This is a genomic window from Pseudarthrobacter sp. 1G09, from assembly GCF_050038305.1.
GTDB classification, from domain to species: domain Bacteria; phylum Actinomycetota; class Actinomycetes; order Actinomycetales; family Micrococcaceae; genus Arthrobacter; species Arthrobacter equi.
Map to the genome: position 1 here is coordinate 1998629 of NZ_CP188306.1, position 16724 is coordinate 2015352.

At 66.9% G+C, this 16724-nt stretch carries 14 protein-coding genes; 13 read left to right on the forward strand and 1 reads right to left on the reverse strand.

Annotated elements, in window-relative coordinates; genetic code table 11:
- From ACP3TD_RS09195 to hisF, 3 genes are all read left to right on the forward strand, one after another.
- Window positions 1-264 carry a phosphoribosyl-ATP diphosphatase gene (locus ACP3TD_RS09195; RefSeq protein WP_015936881.1) on the forward strand — a complete coding sequence of 88 codons (264 nt, stop codon included), beginning with the start codon at window positions 1-3 and terminating at the stop codon, window positions 262-264.
- Between the two features lie 89 nt (window positions 265-353).
- Window positions 354-1208, forward strand: coding sequence for an ATP phosphoribosyltransferase (hisG, locus tag ACP3TD_RS09200; RefSeq protein WP_426766945.1), 855 nt, complete (start codon window positions 354-356; stop codon window positions 1206-1208).
- A gap of 42 nt (window positions 1209-1250) precedes the next feature.
- On the forward strand, window positions 1251-2027 hold the full coding sequence (gene hisF, locus ACP3TD_RS09205) for an imidazole glycerol phosphate synthase subunit HisF (RefSeq protein WP_426766947.1): 777 nt from the start codon (window positions 1251-1253) through the stop codon (window positions 2025-2027).
- A gap of 65 nt (window positions 2028-2092) precedes the next feature.
- Here the strand turns inward: hisF and ACP3TD_RS09210 are convergent, their stop codons facing one another.
- The gene (locus ACP3TD_RS09210) at window positions 2093-2737 is read right to left on the reverse strand and encodes a TIGR03085 family metal-binding protein (protein WP_043794572.1); all 645 of its coding nucleotides are present in this window, start codon (window positions 2735-2737) and stop codon (window positions 2093-2095) included.
- A gap of 111 nt (window positions 2738-2848) precedes the next feature.
- Here ACP3TD_RS09210 and hisI point away from each other — a divergent pair, with 111 nt between their 5' ends.
- The 10 genes from hisI (at window position 2849) to ACP3TD_RS09260 (ending at window position 16646) form a co-directional block, all read left to right on the forward strand.
- The gene (hisI, locus tag ACP3TD_RS09215; RefSeq protein WP_426766948.1) at window positions 2849-3319 is read left to right on the forward strand and encodes a phosphoribosyl-AMP cyclohydrolase; all 471 of its coding nucleotides are present in this window, start codon (window positions 2849-2851) and stop codon (window positions 3317-3319) included.
- 106 nt (window positions 3320-3425) lie between these two features.
- Entirely contained in the window at window positions 3426-4985 is a 1560-nt protein-coding gene (locus ACP3TD_RS09220; RefSeq protein ID WP_426766949.1) for an anthranilate synthase component I, read from the forward strand.
- Window positions 4985-5614, forward strand: a complete 630-nt coding sequence (locus ACP3TD_RS09225) for a Trp biosynthesis-associated membrane protein (RefSeq protein ID WP_426766950.1) — start codon at window positions 4985-4987, stop codon at window positions 5612-5614. Before ACP3TD_RS09220 ends, ACP3TD_RS09225 begins: the two co-directional genes overlap by 1 nt.
- A gap of 107 nt (window positions 5615-5721) precedes the next feature.
- Complete coding sequence (locus tag ACP3TD_RS09230) at window positions 5722-6009, forward strand: HGxxPAAW family protein (RefSeq protein WP_015936888.1); 288 nt, start codon at window positions 5722-5724, stop codon at window positions 6007-6009.
- Complete coding sequence (gene trpC / locus ACP3TD_RS09235; protein ID WP_426766952.1) at window positions 6009-6830, forward strand: indole-3-glycerol phosphate synthase TrpC; 822 nt, start codon at window positions 6009-6011, stop codon at window positions 6828-6830. Before ACP3TD_RS09230 ends, trpC begins: the two co-directional genes overlap by 1 nt.
- 123 nt (window positions 6831-6953) lie before the next feature.
- Window positions 6954-8282: a tryptophan synthase subunit beta gene (gene trpB / locus ACP3TD_RS09240; RefSeq protein WP_426766953.1), complete on the forward strand. Its 1329-nt coding sequence runs from the start codon at window positions 6954-6956 to the stop codon at window positions 8280-8282.
- The gene (gene trpA / locus ACP3TD_RS09245) at window positions 8279-9124 is read left to right on the forward strand and encodes a tryptophan synthase subunit alpha (RefSeq protein ID WP_426766955.1); all 846 of its coding nucleotides are present in this window, start codon (window positions 8279-8281) and stop codon (window positions 9122-9124) included. Before trpB ends, trpA begins: the two co-directional genes overlap by 4 nt.
- A gap of 4 nt (window positions 9125-9128) precedes the next feature.
- Window positions 9129-10319 (forward strand): prolipoprotein diacylglyceryl transferase, encoded by a 1191-nt coding sequence (lgt, locus tag ACP3TD_RS09250; RefSeq protein WP_426766957.1) that lies wholly within the window; start codon window positions 9129-9131, stop codon window positions 10317-10319.
- A 263-nt stretch (window positions 10320-10582) separates the two neighbouring features.
- Window positions 10583-15196: a glutamate synthase large subunit gene (gltB, locus tag ACP3TD_RS09255; protein ID WP_426766958.1), complete on the forward strand. Its 4614-nt coding sequence runs from the start codon at window positions 10583-10585 to the stop codon at window positions 15194-15196.
- Window positions 15189-16646, forward strand: a complete 1458-nt coding sequence (locus tag ACP3TD_RS09260; RefSeq protein WP_426766960.1) for a glutamate synthase subunit beta — start codon at window positions 15189-15191, stop codon at window positions 16644-16646. Before gltB ends, ACP3TD_RS09260 begins: the two co-directional genes overlap by 8 nt.
- The last annotated feature ends 78 nt before the right edge of the window (window positions 16647-16724 follow it).

The following is a 16724-nucleotide window of genomic DNA, read 5'->3' on the forward strand; positions in this document are numbered from 1 at the left end:
GTGAAGAATTTCGAGACGCTGTTCGCTGAGCTCAGCGAGAAGGCAGCCACCCGCCCGGAAGGCTCCCGCACCGTCGCTGAATTGGACTCCGGTGTGCACGGCATCGGTAAGAAAGTCGTTGAGGAAGCAGCCGAAGTCTGGATGGCTGCCGAATATGAATCCGATGAAGCCGCGGCCGAGGAAATCTCCCAGCTGCTGTACCACCTGCAGGTTCTGATGCTCGCCAAAGGCCTGACCCTGGAAGACGTCTACAAGCATCTGTAGCCACCGGCCCGGCGCGCACCCTGCCGCCGGTCCAGCCGTGGCCTGCACTGCCTGAACACCCAGACATTTCATCCAGAAAGAACACCCCAATGCTGCGAGTTGCCGTCCCCAACAAGGGATCCCTGTCCGAAGCCGCCTCCGCGATGCTGTCTGAGGCGGGCTACCGCCAGCGCCGCGACAGCCGCGAACTGGTCATGGTGGACCCGGACAACGATATCGAGTTCTTCTTCCTCCGCCCGCGCGACATCGCCGTGTACGTAGGCCGGGGAACCCTCGACGTCGGCATCACCGGCCGCGACCTCCTGCTGGACGCCGAGGTGGAAGCCGAAGAACTGCTTCCCTTGGGATTCGCAGCCTCCACCTTCCGGTTCGCCGGACCCGTGGGCGACTTTACCTCCGCCGAGGAACTCGACGGCAAGCGCCTGGCCACCAGCTACGACGGCCTGCTCCGGGGCTACCTCGCCGACCGCGGCATCAACGCCAAAGTGGTGCGCCTGGACGGGGCGGTGGAGTCCTCAGTCCGCCTGGGCGTCGCCGATGCCATCGCTGACGTCGTGGAAACGGGCAACACCCTCAAGGCCGCCGGCATGGAAATCTTCGGCGATCCCATCCTCAAGTCCGAGGCCGTCCTGATCCGCCGTACCGGCGGCACAACCAACGGCACCGCCAAGGAAGTCGACGTCCTCATCCGCCGCCTCCAGGGCGTCCTGGTGGCCCGCCAGTACGTCCTCATGGATTACGACATCCGCAAGGAACTGGTGGAAAAAGCGGCTGCCCTGACCCCCGGACTGGAATCGCCCACTGTGTCACCGTTGCGTGACTCCGACTGGGTGGCCGTCCGGTCCATGGTGCCCAAGAAGGAAACCAACCGGATCATGGACGAACTGTACGATCTCGGCGCCCGCGCCATCCTGGTCAGCAGCATCCACGCCTGCCGCATTTAGCGCCGGCCCCCCACAGCACCGCAGATTTCTCCAGGAGCACCCATGGCAGTAGCAGTCCGTGTCATTCCCTGCCTTGATGTTGACGCCGGTCGCGTCGTCAAGGGCGTTAACTTCGAGGGCCTCCGCGACGCCGGCGACCCCGTCGAATTGGCTCACCGCTACGACAATGCGGGGGCCGACGAACTGACTTTCCTCGACGTCACGGCGTCCTCAGGAAACCGCGAGACCACCTTTGACGTGGTCCGCCGTACCGCCGAGGAAGTCTTCATTCCGCTGTGCGTTGGCGGTGGCGTCCGCGGCGTGGCGGAGGTGGACAAGCTCCTGCGGTTCGGCGCGGACAAGGCCGCCATCAACACCGCCGCCGTCGCCCGCCCGGATGTCATCGACGAGATCACCCGGCACTTCGGTTCCCAGGTCCTCGTCCTGTCCGTGGATGCCCGCCGTACCCGTCCCGGATCCAAGCCCACGGCGTCGGGCTTCGAAGTGACCACCCACGGCGGACGGACCGGTACCGGGATCGACGCGATCGAGTGGGCGAAGGAGGCAGCCGACCGCGGGGTTGGCGAAATCCTGCTGAACTCCATCGACGCGGACGGAACCAAGGATGGCTTTGATCTGGAAATGATCCGGATGGTCCGTGCTGCCGTCAAGGTTCCGCTGATCGCCTCGGGCGGCGCAGGGGAGCCCGCCCACTTCCCGCCCGCTGTGGCGGCGGGGGCTGACGCCGTCCTGGCCGCCTCGATCTTCCACTGGGGCCCGAACGACATGATGCACCAGGTCAAGGACGCTATCAGGAAGGCCGGCTTCGAAGTCCGCTGATCCCCACCAGCTCCCTAACGTCGCTTCGCTCCGGGCAGGGAACCCTGCGGGCGTGGGCCCGGATTTTAAAGGCCGACTTCGGCTGACTGGAGGAGCGCGACGGCGTCTGGCTGGCCTTCGAAGGTGACCAGGGCATGGCGGGTTCGGCCGTGGGCGTGCATCAGGAGTTCGCCGGGCTCGCCAACGATGGCCACCGATACCGGTGCCCGCTTGGCTACGTGGCGGGGCCCGGACGGCCGGACCAGTACGATGCCAAGGTCCACGCCGCGGTACAGGATGGCTGCGCGCTTGACGAGCTCATCCCAAAGCGCGTCGGAGTAGGCCTCGTCGAGGGCGCGGGGCGCCCAGCGGTCGACGGCCCGGCGGACATCCTCGGTGTGCACGAAGTACTCGATCAGGTTGGCACTCTCATCCAAGGCCCTGATGCTCATTGGGGAGAGCGCCGGGGGACCGGCACGGAAGGTATTGACCAGGCCGGCGTAGTCCTCGGTGTTGGTCAGCTTCGCGGCCAGTTTCGCCGTGGCCTGGTCTGAGGCTTTGGCCAACCGCTTGATGATCAGGCCAAGCCCCACGGCGGCCTTCCGCTCGCGCAGGTAAAGGTGCGCGGCGAGGTCCCTGGTGCGCCACCCCTTGCAGAGCGTGGGCGCGTCAGGGCCGGCCGCAAGCAAGGTTTCGGCCAGGACTTCTCGGGACGGTTCGACGAAATGCATCACTTGGAAAACTAGCATGAGAGGCCCGAAGTTGGGCAGCGAGGCCCGTGCGGCTGGCGTGCCGTTGTTCACATCGGGTCCGGCTTTGGCCAAGGCACTAGACTTGACCTGATGTCTGAGCAGCCTGCCCCCGTACAAACCACCGCCCAAGCCACCGGTGCCGCCCTGCCCGGCGCTGCCTTGCCCGGCGCCGCCGGGAGTACCCCGGAAACCTCCGCACCGGCGAGCCCCCTTCCGGCGGCGCTTGCCGCCGCGCTGAAGCGTGACAACGCAGGCCTTGTGGCCGCCGTCGTGCAGCAGTACGACACCAACGAAGTCCTTATGCTCGGCTGGATGGATGACGAAGCGCTGCACCGGACCATGACCACCGGCCGGGTGACCTTCTACTCGCGGTCCCGCCAGGAGTACTGGCGCAAGGGCGACACGTCCGGCCACGTCCAGTGGGTCAAGTCCGTAGCCATGGATTGCGACGGCGACGCCCTGCTGGTGCGGGTGGACCAGGTGGGTGCCGCCTGCCACACCGGTACAAGGACCTGCTTCGACGGCAGGGGCCTGGACGTGGTGCCCGCGGCCAACGACTGAGCCCCGCACCGCAGGCCCACCCGGCAGGAGGGGAGCACGGCTCCCCGCAGAACTTCAGGCGCCCGGCGCAGCCGGCCCTTCTAAGAACAGGCGGAAAAGCATAGCCATGCAGGACCTTGGAACCATCAGCCCCAGCCTTGAGGAATTCCGGGAGCTGGCCGGCCACAGCCGGGTCATTCCGGTACAACTGAAGGTGCTGGCGGACGCCGAAACCCCCATCGGCCTGTACCGCAAGCTGGCGCAGGGCCAACCCGGCACGTTCCTGATGGAATCCGCTGCCGTGGGCGGCACGTGGTCCCGCTACTCCTTCATTGGCGCGAAATCCCGTGCCACGCTCACCACCAAGGACGGCCAGGCGCACTGGCTGGGTGAACCGCCGGCGGGCGTACCCGTGGATGGCAGCCCCGTGGACGCCATCCGTGACACCATCGATGCCCTCCGCACTGACCGGTTCGACGGCCTGCCCCCCTTTACGTCCGGGCTGGTGGGCTTCCTCGGCTGGGAAACCGTGCGGCACTGGGAACGGCTGGTGAGCCCTCCCGAGGACGACCTCCACCTGCCGGAAATGGCGCTCAACCTGGTCACCGACATGGCCGTCCACGACAACGTGGACGGTACTGTCCTGCTGATCGCCAACGCCATCAATTTCGACAACAGCACTGAGCGCGTGGACGAGGCCTGGCACGATGCCGTGGCACGGGTCAAGGCGCTCCTGGCCAAGGTGAGCACCCCGGTGGTGCAGCCGGTCTCCGTGCTTGCTCCCGCCGCCCTGGACTTTGCCTCCAGTGTCCAGGAACGCTGGGACGAAAACGACTACCTGGCGGCGCTTGACCGCGGCAAGGAGGCGATCGTTGACGGCGAAGTGTTCCAGGTGGTCATCTCGCGCCGGTTCGAAATGGAGTGCAAGGCTTCCGCGCTGGATGTGTACCGCGTGCTGCGCAACACCAACCCCAGCCCGTACATGTATATCTTCAGCCTCGAAGACGCCGACGGCCGGGAATACTCAATCGTGGGGTCCTCACCCGAAGCCCTGGTGACGGTCACCGGCGAAGAGGTCATCACCCACCCCATCGCAGGGTCCCGGCCCCGCGGTAAGACGGTCGAGGCTGACAAGGCCCTGGCGGAGGAACTGCTCGCGGACCAGAAGGAACGCGCCGAGCACCTCATGCTGGTGGACCTCTCCCGAAACGACCTCTCCAAGGTCTGCGTTGCCGGAACCGTGGACGTCACCCAGTTCATGGAAGTGGAACGCTTCAGCCACATCATGCACCTGGTATCCACCGTGGTGGGCCAGCTGTCACCGGCCGCGAAAGCCTACGACGTCCTGAAGGCCACCTTCCCGGCCGGTACGCTTTCCGGCGCCCCCAAACCGCGGGCACTGCGCCTGCTCGACGAGCTGGAACCACACCGCCGCGGCATCTACGGCGGCGTGGTGGGCTACCTGGACTTCGCAGGGGACATGGACATGGCCATCGCCATCCGCTCCGCCCTGGTCAGGGAAGGCCGGGCCTATGTCCAGGCCGGCGGCGGCATCGTGGCAGATTCCGTGAACCCCACCGAAGCACTCGAGACCGTCAACAAGGCGGCCGCCCCGCTGCGGGCAGTGCACACCGCCGGTTCCCTTCATGACATCGCGGCCGACTCCCTGCCCGGCGGCGATTTCTGATGCCTGACCCAAGTCCCGCACCGGACCAGGCATTGAAAACCCGGGCGGCAGCTCCGGCGTGGGCGCGGAAGTCCACTGTGGTGCTGCTCATCGCCGTCCTGGCCCTGGCTGTCTTCGGCACCACCACCCAGACCTGGATGACCGTCACCCTGGACCCCAGCCAGGCCGGCGCCGGCCAGGAGCCGTTGCAGGTCCAGGGCAGCAAGGCTGCCACCGCGGTGACGGCCCTGGCCCTGGTGGCCCTGGCAGGCGGGCTCGCGGCAGCCATCGCCGGCAGGATCGCCCGCTGGATCATTGCCGCCATCATCGTCCTGGCCTCGGCCGGCATCGTCGCTGCGGCGGGGACCGTTCTGGCCGACCCGCTGGCGGCGTCGCAGGGATCCATCGGAGCGGCCACGGGCGTCACCGGCACCCAGGCCCAGGTGGCGCTCACCGCTTTCCCGGTGCTCGCCGTCGTGGCCGGTTGCCTTCTTGCCCTGGGCGGGCTGCTGATCCTTCCTGCGTCCCGCCACTGGGCCGTACGGACCAAATATGACGCCCGCGCCGTGGCCGGGACTGCTGGGGCCAGCGGCCCCGTGGATGAGATCGACAGCTGGGACAGGCTCTCGCGCGGCGACGACCCCACCTGATCCGGCAGATGGCCGCCGGTCCTGGCCCGCAGGGCAGCGGGCCGGTTCCGGATCACCGGCCAAAAAATGGCAGAATGTAAGCAGTATCCACCCTGAGGAGATTTTCCATGAGCAAAGCACCTGCGTCCGTTTCCAAGTCCGGCACCCGCCAGGTAGCCCCGGGCGCCATTGACCACAGCCAGGAGCTGGGCCACGGCAACAGCCCCGCCGCATGGACCTGCGTCATCGTCATGCTCGTCGGTGCCCTCATCATGTCCATCGCCTTCGTCATCGCCAACACCCCCATCTTCATCGCAGGGGGCGTGGTCATGGTGGTGGGCCTGCTCCTCGGTTACGTCATGCGCAAGGCAGGTTACGGCGTCGAGGGCAGCAAGCTCAAGAACTCCGGCCACTGATGGCAACTGTTCTCGACGACATCAACGCCGGTGTCCGGGAGGATATGGAGGCCAGGAAGCGGCTCGTTTCCCTGGCTGAACTGAAGGACCTCGCGCAGGCTGCCGCGCCCGCCCGTGACGCCTGGGCGGCACTGGGCGGACCCTCACCGTCGCGCGACCAGCTCAAGGTCATCGCCGAAATCAAGCGACGGAGCCCCTCCAAGGGGGACCTCGCCAGTATCGGCGATCCCGCCTCCCTCGCACGGCAGTACGCCGACGGCGGTGCCGCCGTCATCAGCGTCCTCACCGAACAGCGCCGCTTCAATGGCTCCCTTGCCGATCTCGATGCCGTCCGCGCCGCCGTCGACATCCCGCTGCTGCGCAAGGACTTCACCCTGGATGAGTACCAGATCTGGGAAGCCCGGGCGCACGGTGCGGATCTGATCCTGCTGATCGTCGCCGCGCTGTCCGACGCCCAACTGGCTGATTTCAGCGCGCTCAGCCATGAGCTTGGCATGAACGTCCTCGTGGAAACGCACACGGAAGAGGAAATCGACCGTGCCGCCGCGGCGAACGCCCGCATCATCGGCGTCAACGTGCGCAACCTGAAGACGCTCGACGTCGACCGGTCCGTGTTCGCCTCCCTCGCGGGCCGGATTCCGACCGGCGCAGTGGTGGTGGCCGAGTCCGGTGTCCGCGACGTGGACGACGTCACGCACTACGCCGCCAGCGGCGCCGACGCCATTCTGGTGGGCGAGGCCCTGGTCAGCCATTCCACGCCGCTGGAGCGCATCGCGGAGTTCACCGCCGCCGGTGCTGCCGCCATCGCGGCCCGGGGCTGACCGGCACACGACTGACGGCAGCCGGACGGGCTGCCACAGCCGGTCCATTGGCGCGGTACAACAGCCCGGGCGGCCCAGCCCGGACCCATACTTTGATCGAACTACTGGAACAGGACGGGACTGATGGCCGACGCACCTTCAGGAAACGCTGACAACAAAGCCGCAGAAGCATTCCTGCAGGACGGCTCCCTCCGGCACGCCCCGGGGCCGTACTTCGGGTCTTTTGGCGGACGCTGGATGCCTGAATCGCTCATCGCTGCCCTGGACGAGCTCGAGGAAACCTTCGACAAGGCCAGGAACGATCCCGATTTCCGGGCCCAGATCGCAGACCTCAACAAGAACTACTCCGGCCGGCCCTCACTGCTCACCGAAGCGAAGCGCTTCTCAGAGCACGCCGGGGGAGTCCGCGTCTTCCTCAAGCGCGAGGACCTGAACCACACCGGTTCGCACAAGATCAACAATGTCCTGGGGCAGGCCCTGCTGGCCAAGCGGATGGGCAAGACCCGCATCATCGCCGAGACCGGCGCGGGGCAGCACGGCGTTGCCAGCGCGACGGCCGCAGCGCTGCTGGGACTTGAGTGTGTCGTTTACATGGGCGCCGAGGACTGCCGCCGCCAGGCGCTCAACGTGGCCCGCATGGAGCTGCTCGGCGCAACGGTCATCCCCGTCACCAGCGGCTCGCAGACCCTGAAGGACGCCATCAACGAGGCCCTCCGCGACTGGGTGGCCAACGTGGCAAACACCCACTACCTGCTGGGCACCGCCGCGGGAGCCCATCCGTTCCCCGCCATGGTCCGCTACTTCCACGAGGTCATCGGCGAGGAAGCCCGCGCCCAGATCCTCGAGCAGACCGGCCGCCTTCCGGACGCCGTCTGCGCCTGCATCGGCGGCGGTTCCAACGCCATCGGCATTTTCCACGGCTTCCTCGACGACCCGTCCGTCAGGATCTACGGCTTCGAAGCCGGCGGCGACGGCGTGGAAACCGGACGGCACGCCGCCACCATCACGCTCGGCAAGCCGGGCGTGCTGCACGGTGCCCGTTCCTACCTCATGCAGGACGACGACGGCCAGACCATCGAGTCCCACTCCATCTCCGCCGGACTGGACTACCCCGGCGTCGGACCGGAACACTCCTACCTGTCCGACATTGGCCGGGTCAGCTACGAGCCCATTACCGACAGTGAGGCGATGGAGGCGTTCCGCGTCCTGTGCCGCACCGAGGGCATCATCCCCGCCATCGAGTCTGCGCACGCCCTGGCCGGCGGCATCAAGGTGGGCCAGCGGCTTGCCGCCGAGGCGGCTGAAGGCGGCGAAGCTGCCGCGGACAAGATCATCATCATCAACCTCTCCGGACGCGGTGACAAGGACGTGGCCACGGCCGCTGAATGGTTCGACCTGTTGGACAAGGATTCTGCCGAATCGGAAATCGGCAAAGAAGGGGAGCAGCTGTGAGCAGCGCACAGGCGGCCGGTCAGGCACAGACCACCAGCAAGTCCGCAGCGGCCATCGACAAGGCCCGCGCCGAAGGCCGCGCCGCGCTGATCGGATACCTCCCCGCCGGCTACCCCACCGTGGAGCAGACCATTGCCGCCGGCATCGCGCTGGCCGAGAACGGCGCAGACCTGATCGAGATCGGCATCCCGTACTCGGACCCCGTGATGGACGGCCAGGTCATCCAGGCCGCCACCACCGAGGCCCTGGCCAACGGCTTCCACGTCCGGCAGGTCTTCGACGTCGTGGAAGGCATCACCAGCAAGACCGATGCCGCCGTCCTGGTCATGACCTACTGGAACCCCGTGGTCCGGATGGGCGTGGACGAATTCTCCCGTCGCCTCGCCGAGGCCGGGGGAGCAGGGCTCATCACCCCGGACCTCATCCCGGACGAGGCCGCCGACTGGTTTGAAGCGTCCGACAAGTACGGCCTGGACCGGGTGTTCCTGGTAGCGCCGTCGTCCACCGCCGAGCGCATGCAGCGCACCGTCGACGCCAGCCGCGGCTTCGTCTACGCCGTATCCATCATGGGCGTCACCGGCGCGCGCAGCTCCGTGAGCTCCGCCGCCAAGGACGTCGTGTCTGCGGCCCACGCCGCCGGCGCGGAGCGCGTCTGCGTGGGCCTGGGTGTCTCCACCGCCGACCAGGTCCGCGAGATCGGTGCGTACGCCGAAGGCGTCATTGTGGGCACCGCACTGGTGGCGGCCGTCCGCGACGGCGGTGTTGACGCCGTCGCAGCCCTTACCAAGGACCTCAGCACGGGCCTGGCGCGGGAAACCGGCCACACCGGGAAAGAAGCCTAAGCGGATGCAGGGCTTCCTCGCCGCCGCCGAACTGGCGCCCACCCTGGTTCCCGCCAGCATTCCCAGTCCTGGCTGGTCTGGATTCGACATCCCCCTGCCGTGGGGTTCCCTCCGCATCCACGCCTACGCCCTGTGCATCCTGGCCGGCATCATCGCAGGCCTCTGGCTTACATCCGTCCGCTGGGCGAAGCGCGGAGCTCCGGAAGGCAGCGTCTGGGACATTGTCATCTGGGCCATCCCGTTCGGCATCATCGGCGGCCGGCTCTACCACGTGTTCTCATCTCCGGACGCCTACTTCGGCCCGGGTTTCGACGGCACCGGCGACCTGTCGCTGATTCCGCAGATCCAGCGCGGCGGACTGGGCATCTGGGGTGCCGTGGTGCTCGGCGTCATCGGTGCCTGGATCGGCTGCCGGCGCAGCGGCGTCAAGCTCTCCGCCTTCCTGGACGCTGCAGCACCGGGACTGCTCCTGGCCCAGGCCCTTGGCCGGTGGGGCAACTGGTTCAACCAGGAACTCTTCGGCGGTCCCACCACCCTGCCCTGGGGCCTGCAGATTGATGCGGACAACCCCAACTTCCCCGCCGGAGTCCCGGCGGACACGCTGTTCCACCCCACATTCCTTTACGAATCGCTGTGGAACATTGCCGGCGTCGTGATCCTGCTTGTCCTGGACCGCCGCTTCAACTTCCGCCGCAGCCGGCTCTTCTGGCTCTACGCCATGTACTACACGCTGGGGCGTGTGTGGATCGAGGCCATGCGCATTGACGACGCCGAGCAGGTTTCGCTGTTCGGGATCACCACGCGGCTGAACGTCTGGACCAGCATCCTGGTCTTCGTCCTGGCATTGGTGGCCTTCATCCTGCTGGGCCTGAAGAAGCGTACGGAGCCGGACACGGTGTACCTTCCGGGCCGGAAGCCCGCGGACAAAGCGGTGGAAAAGGCCGCGGACGCGGATGCGCCGGGAGATGCCACACGCGCAACCGAAGAGGTCCGTGATGCGGACTCTGTTGTCTCAGATAGTGAATCGCGTGATAATCTCCCTGATAACCAAAGCGGTTCCAGGGCTGCTTCCGTCCCCGCGGAGAAGGCCCAGGCAGCACCGGCCGGCAGCAAGCCAGGCACGGACGCAGCGGCTTCCGGACCCTCCGGCAGCACAGCCACCGGAACGGCACCGGAAACCGGCAGCAGCAAGTAGGGCGCCGGCCAAGGCAGGGCAGCAGAGCCACCGCTCGAAGGGCCCGAAACCACAATGTCGTGGCATGGGGCCGAACTTGGACAGCTTAGAGCTGCCGTCCGGTGAAGCCCTGGGCAGGGGCCTGCGTAACTGTTAGTTCAGCAGGCCGGGCTGACCTACAATTTCCAGTAAATAACACTTTGTTGTGCCCATCACAGTGGCGCCGACGAGTGGGGCCAACGGTGTCCCTTCCATACGCACGATCAGGAGGAAGGACGTCTCCCATGACCCAAACTCTTCACACTCCCAGCTGGTCCGAACCGGATCAGCCCGAGGCCGCCATGTCGCCGTTTAAGCGCTTCGCGGCCCTGCCGGAGGCCGCCGGGCTGTACAACCCGGAGCAGGAGAAGGACGCCTGCGGTCTTGCGATTATCGCCACCCTCCGCGGTGAGCCCGGGTATGACATCGTCGACGCCGCGCTCACGGCGCTGCGCAACCTCGAGCACCGCGGCGCTGTCGGCGCCGACGAGGGCACCGGTGACGGCGCGGGCCTGCTGATGCAGATCCCGGACGAGTTCTTCCGGGCCGTCACCGAATTCGAGCTGCCGGCACCCGGCCAGTACGTCGCCGGCACCGCTTTCCTTCCGGCTGAACAGCGCGAGGCCGACGCCGCCAAGGCCGGTATCGAGGGCCTGGCCGCTGACGAGGGCCTCACCGTCCTCGGCTGGCGCGAAGTGCCGGTTGTCGCCGACCTCGTCGGAGCCATGGCCCGCGCCTGCATGCCGTACTTCTCCCAGCCGTTCTTCGCGTCCGCCACCGGCGAGACCCTGGAGCGCAACGAGCTCGATTCCCGTGCCTGGCGGATCCGCAAGCGCGCGCAGAACAAGTTCGGCGTCTACTTCCCGTCGCTGTCCTCCAGGACCATCGTCTACAAGGGCATGCTCACCACCGCGCAGCTGGAGCCGTTCTACCCGGACCTCTCGGACAAGCGGTTCAAGACCAAGCTGGCGATCGTCCACTCGCGGTTCTCCACTAACACGTTCCCGTCCTGGCCGCTCGCGCAGCCGTTCCGGACCATCGCCCACAACGGCGAGATCAACACCGTCAAGGGCAACCGCAACTGGATGCGCGCCCGTCAGTCACAGCTGGCCAACCCGCTGCTCGGTGACTCGCCGGAAGAGCTGTACCCCATCTGCACCCCTGGTGCCTCCGACTCCGCGTCCTTCGACGAGGTGGCCGAGTTGCTGTGGCTTTCGGGCCGCCCCATCACGCACTCGATCATGATGATGATCCCTGAGGCCTGGGAAAACCACGCCACCATGGATCCCGCCCGCCGCGCGTTCTACGAGTACCACTCCCTGCTGATGGAGCCGTGGGACGGCCCCGCCGCAGTGTCGTTCACGGACGGCAACCTGGTGGGCGCCACGCTGGACCGCAACGGCCTGCGCCCCGGGCGTTTCTGGATCACCGAAGACGGCCTGATCGTCTTCGCCTCCGAGGTGGGCGTCATCGACGTCGAGCCTTCCCGCGTGGTCAAGAAGGGCCGTGTGTCCCCGGGCAAGATGTTCCTGGTGGACACCGACGCCGGCCGCATCATCGACGACGAAGAGGTCAAGGCCGAGGTGGCCGCCGCCAACCCGTGGGCTGAGTGGGTCAAGGACAACCTGATCGACCTCAACGAACTGCCCGAGCGCGAGCACGTGGTGCACACGGCCGCGTCCGTGAACATCCGCCAGCGGACCTTCGGCTACACCACCGAGGAACTGAAGATCCTGCTGGGCCCGATGGCCCGCACGGGTGCCGAGCCGCTCGGCGCCATGGGGTCCGACACCCCGGTGGCCGTGCTGTCCAAGCGCCCGCGCCTGCTGTTCGACTACTTCGTCCAGTCGTTCGCGCAGGTCACCAACCCGCCGCTGGACGCCATCCGCGAAGAACTGGTCACCTCGCTGACCTGTGCGATCGGCCCCAACGGCAACCTGCTGGACACCAAGCAGGTCCGCCAGCCCCAGGTCCAGCTGCCGTTCCCGGTGATCAACAACGACCAGCTCGCCAAGATCGCCAACATCGAAAGCCCCGACGGCGACCGCTTGTCCATGAAGGTCCGCGGCCTCTACCGCCCCGAAGGCGGCGAGAACGCGCTCCGCGCCCGCCTCACCGAAATCTGCGAGCAGGTTTCCGGTGCGATCAACCGCGGCGTGCAGTACATAGTGCTGTCCGACCGTGACTCCAACGCCCAGTGGGCGCCCATCCCGTCGCTGCTGCTGGTCAGCGCCGTGCACCACCACCTGCTGCGCAGCGCCAACCGCACCAAGACCGCCCTGGTGGTCGAGGCCGGCGATGTCCGCGAGACGCATCACGTTGCAGTCCTGATCGGCTACGGCGCCTCGGCCGTGAACCCGTACCTGGCCATGGAATCCGTGGAGCAGCTCATCGCCGCTGGCGACGTCACCGGCGTGACTCCGCAGGACGGCGTCTACAACCTGATCAAGGGCCTCGGCAAGGGCGTCCTGAAGATCATGTCCAAGATGGGCATCTCCACCGTGGCCTCCTACACCGGTGCGCAGACGTTCGAGGCCCTCGGCCTGGGCCAGGACCTGGTGGACGAATTCTTCGCCGGCACCCACTCCCAGCTCGGCGGCGTCGGCCTAGACGTCATCGCAGCCGAGGTTTCCGCGCGGCACCAGATGGCCTACCCCGAGGGTGGCATCGAGCAGCCGCACCGACCGCTGCTGGGTGGTGGCGAGTACCAGTGGCGCCGCGACGGCGAGCCGCACCTGTTCAACCCGGAGACCGTCTTCCGGCTGCAGCACGCCACCCGCGAACGCCGCTACGACATCTTCAAGGCCTACACCAAGGGCGTGGACGACCAGTCCACCAACCTGATGACCCTGCGCGGCCTGCTCAAGTTCAAGGACGGGCGCCCCTCCGTTCCGCTCGAGGAAGTGGAGCCCGTCTCCAGCATCGTCAAGCGGTTCTCCACCGGAGCCATGAGCTACGGCTCCATCTCCAAGGAAGCGCACGAAACCCTGGCCATCGCCATGAACCGGCTGGGCGGCAAGTCCAACACCGGTGAAGGCGGCGAGGACGTGGACCGTCTGCTGGATCCGGAGCGCCGCTCCGCGGTCAAGCAGATTGCCTCCGGACGGTTCGGCGTGACCAGCCTCTACCTGACCAACGCCGACGATATCCAGATCAAGATGGCCCAGGGTGCCAAGCCCGGCGAAGGCGGCCAGCTGATGGCTCAGAAGGTCTACCCCTGGGTAGCCCGGACCCGTCACTCGACCCCCGGCGTGGGACTCATCTCGCCGCCCCCGCACCACGACATCTACTCGATCGAGGACCTCGCGCAGCTCATCTACGATGCGAAGCGCGCCAATCCCTCGGCCCGTGTGCACGTGAAGCTCGTCTCGGAAGTCGGGATCGGCACCGTGGCGTCCGGCGTGACCAAGGCGAAGGCCGACGTCGTACTCGTCTCCGGACACGACGGCGGCACCGGCGCCTCGCCGCTGAACTCGCTGAAGCACGCGGGTGTTCCGTGGGAGCTCGGCCTTGCCGAGACCCAGCAGACGCTGATGCTCAACGGGCTGCGCGACCGCGTGGTGGTGCAGGTGGACGGCCAGCTCAAGACCGGCCGCGACGTTGTCATCGCTGCACTGTTGGGCGGTGAAGAGTTCGGTTTCGCCACCGCTCCGCTGGTGGTGGAGGGCTGCATCATGATGCGCGTCTGCCACCTGGACACCTGCCCGGTGGGCGTTGCCACCCAGAACCCTGAACTGCGGGCCCGCTTCAGCGGCAAGCCCGAGTTCGTGGTCAACTTCTTCGAGTTCCTGGCGGAGGAAGTCCGCGAGATCCTGGCGGAGCTTGGTTTCCGCAGCCTTGAAGAGGCCATCGGCCATGCTGAGGTCCTGGACACCCGTGAAGCTGTTGACCACTGGAAGGCCGACGGGCTGGACCTGGATCCGATCCTGCACGGCCTCGAGTTCGACGACGACGCGCCGCTGCGTAATATGACCGGCCAGAACCACGAGCTGGACAAGCACTTTGACCAGCGCCTGATCACCATGGCCACTGAAGCGCTGTCGGACCGCAGCCCGGTGAAGATCACCGTGGACGTCATCAACACTGACCGGTCGGTGGGCACGATGCTGGGCCACACCGTCACGAAGGCGTTCGGCACCGATGTGCTGGCCACGGACACGATCGACATCACCCTGAACGGCACCGCAGGCCAGTCGCTTGGCGCCTTCCTTCCCGCAGGCATCACGCTGCGGCTCTACGGCGATTCCAACGACTACGTGGGCAAGGGCCTTTCCGGCGGCCGGATCATCGTCCGCCCGGACCGCACCAACGTGTTCAAGGCGGAGACCAACGTCATCGCCGGCAACGTCATCGGCTACGGTGCCACCAGTGGCGAGATGTTCCTGCGAGGCCAGGTGGGCGAACGCTTCCTGGTCCGCAACTCCGGTGCCACCGCCGTCGTGGAAGGCATTGGCGATCACGGCTGCGAGTACATGACCGGCGGCCAGACGCTGATCCTGGGCCGCACGGGCCGCAACTTCGGTGCCGGCATGTCCGGCGGAACGGCTTACGTGCTGGACCTGCGGACCACCCGCGTCAACAAGCAGGCCCTCGAATCCGGTGAGCTGCAGCTGCGAGAACTGGACGCCGAGGACCGCGACATCGTCCACGGGCTGCTGGTGAAGCACATCGAGGAGACTGACTCGCAGCTGGCCGCGCGCCTGCTGGAGAACTTCGATGACACCGTTGCCCGCATAACCAAGGTGCTGCCGCGCGACTACGCGGCCGTGCTGCAAACCCGTCTTGACGCCATCGAAGAGGGCCTTGACCCTGACGGCGAAGAAGTTTGGTCTCGAATCCTGGAGGTTACCGGTGGCTGACCCACGCGGATTTCTGAAAGTACGCCAGCGTGAAACCCAGCCGCGCCGTCCCGTTCCCGTCCGCATCATGGACTGGAAAGAGGTCTACGAGGCCCAGGAGAAGGGCACGCTGAAGGCCCAGGCGGGCCGCTGCATGGACTGCGGCGTTCCGTTCTGCCACCAGGGCTGCCCGCTGGGCAACCTGATTCCTGAATGGAACGACCTCACGTGGCGGGACAAGGGTGAGGAAGCCATCGAGCGCCTGCACGCCACGAACAACTTCCCGGAATGGACCGGCCGGCTCTGCCCCGCCCCCTGTGAGGCGTCCTGCGTGCTGGGCATCAACCAGCCCGCGGTGACCATCAAGCAGGTTGAGGTCTCCATCATCGATGAGGCCTTCGACAACGGCTGGGTCAACCCGCTGCCGCCGCACCGGCTCACCGGCAAGACGGTGGCTGTTGTCGGATCCGGCCCGGCCGGGCTGGCCGCTGCCCAGCAGCTCACCCGCGTGGGCCACACCGTTGCCGTCTACGAACGGGACGACAAGATCGGCGGCCTGCTGCGGTACGGCATCCCCGACTTCAAGATGGAAAAGGAGCAGGTGGACCGCCGGCTCGAGCAGATGAAGGCCGAGGGCACCCGCTTCCGCACAGGTGTTTCTGTTGGTACCGACGTCACGTGGGAACAGCTGCGCCGCCGGTACGACGCGGTGGTCATCGCCACCGGCGCCACCGTGCCGCGCGACCTGCCCATCCCGGGCCGTGACCTGGACGGCGTGCACTTCGCCATGGATTACCTGGTTCCGGCCAACCGCGCAGTGGCGGGGGAGTCCATCGAAAACCAGATCCACGCACAGGGCAAGCATGTGGTGATCCTGGGCGGCGGCGACACCGGAGCGGACTGCCTCGGCACCGCGCACCGCCACGGTGCCGCATCTGTAACCACGCTGGCCATCGGCAAGCAGCCGCCGGCCGAGCGTGCCGTCCACCAGCCGTGGCCGACGTTCCCCACCCTGTTCGAAGTTGCCAGCGCCCACGAAGAAGGCGGCGAGCGTACCTACCTTGCCTCCACCATCGGGTTCGTTGGCGAAAACGGCAAGCTGACCGGCGTCAAGGTTGCCGAAACCGAGTTTGTTGACGGCAAGCGGCTTCCCAAGGCAGGCACGGAGCGGGTTATCCCCGCCGACCTGGTGTTCCTGTCGCTGGGCTTCACCGGCGCAGAGCCTGCAAACATCACCGAACAGGTGAAGGCTGAATTCGACGGCCGCGGAAACGTGTCCCGCGACGGTTACTACATGACCAACACTGAGGGCGTCTTTGTTGCCGGAGACGCCGGCCGCGGCCAGTCCCTGATCGTTTGGGCGATCGCGGAAGGCCGCGCCGCCGCTGCGGCAGTGGACAAGTACCTGATGGGCAGCACCATCCTGCCGGCACCTGTTGCGCCGACGGACCGCGCCATCGCCGTCCTCTAGCCGCCGTCCTCCAGCGGTGCATGGAGGGTTCACCTCCTCGACAACTTAACCAATGCAAGTGACCAATAGGGTAGGTAT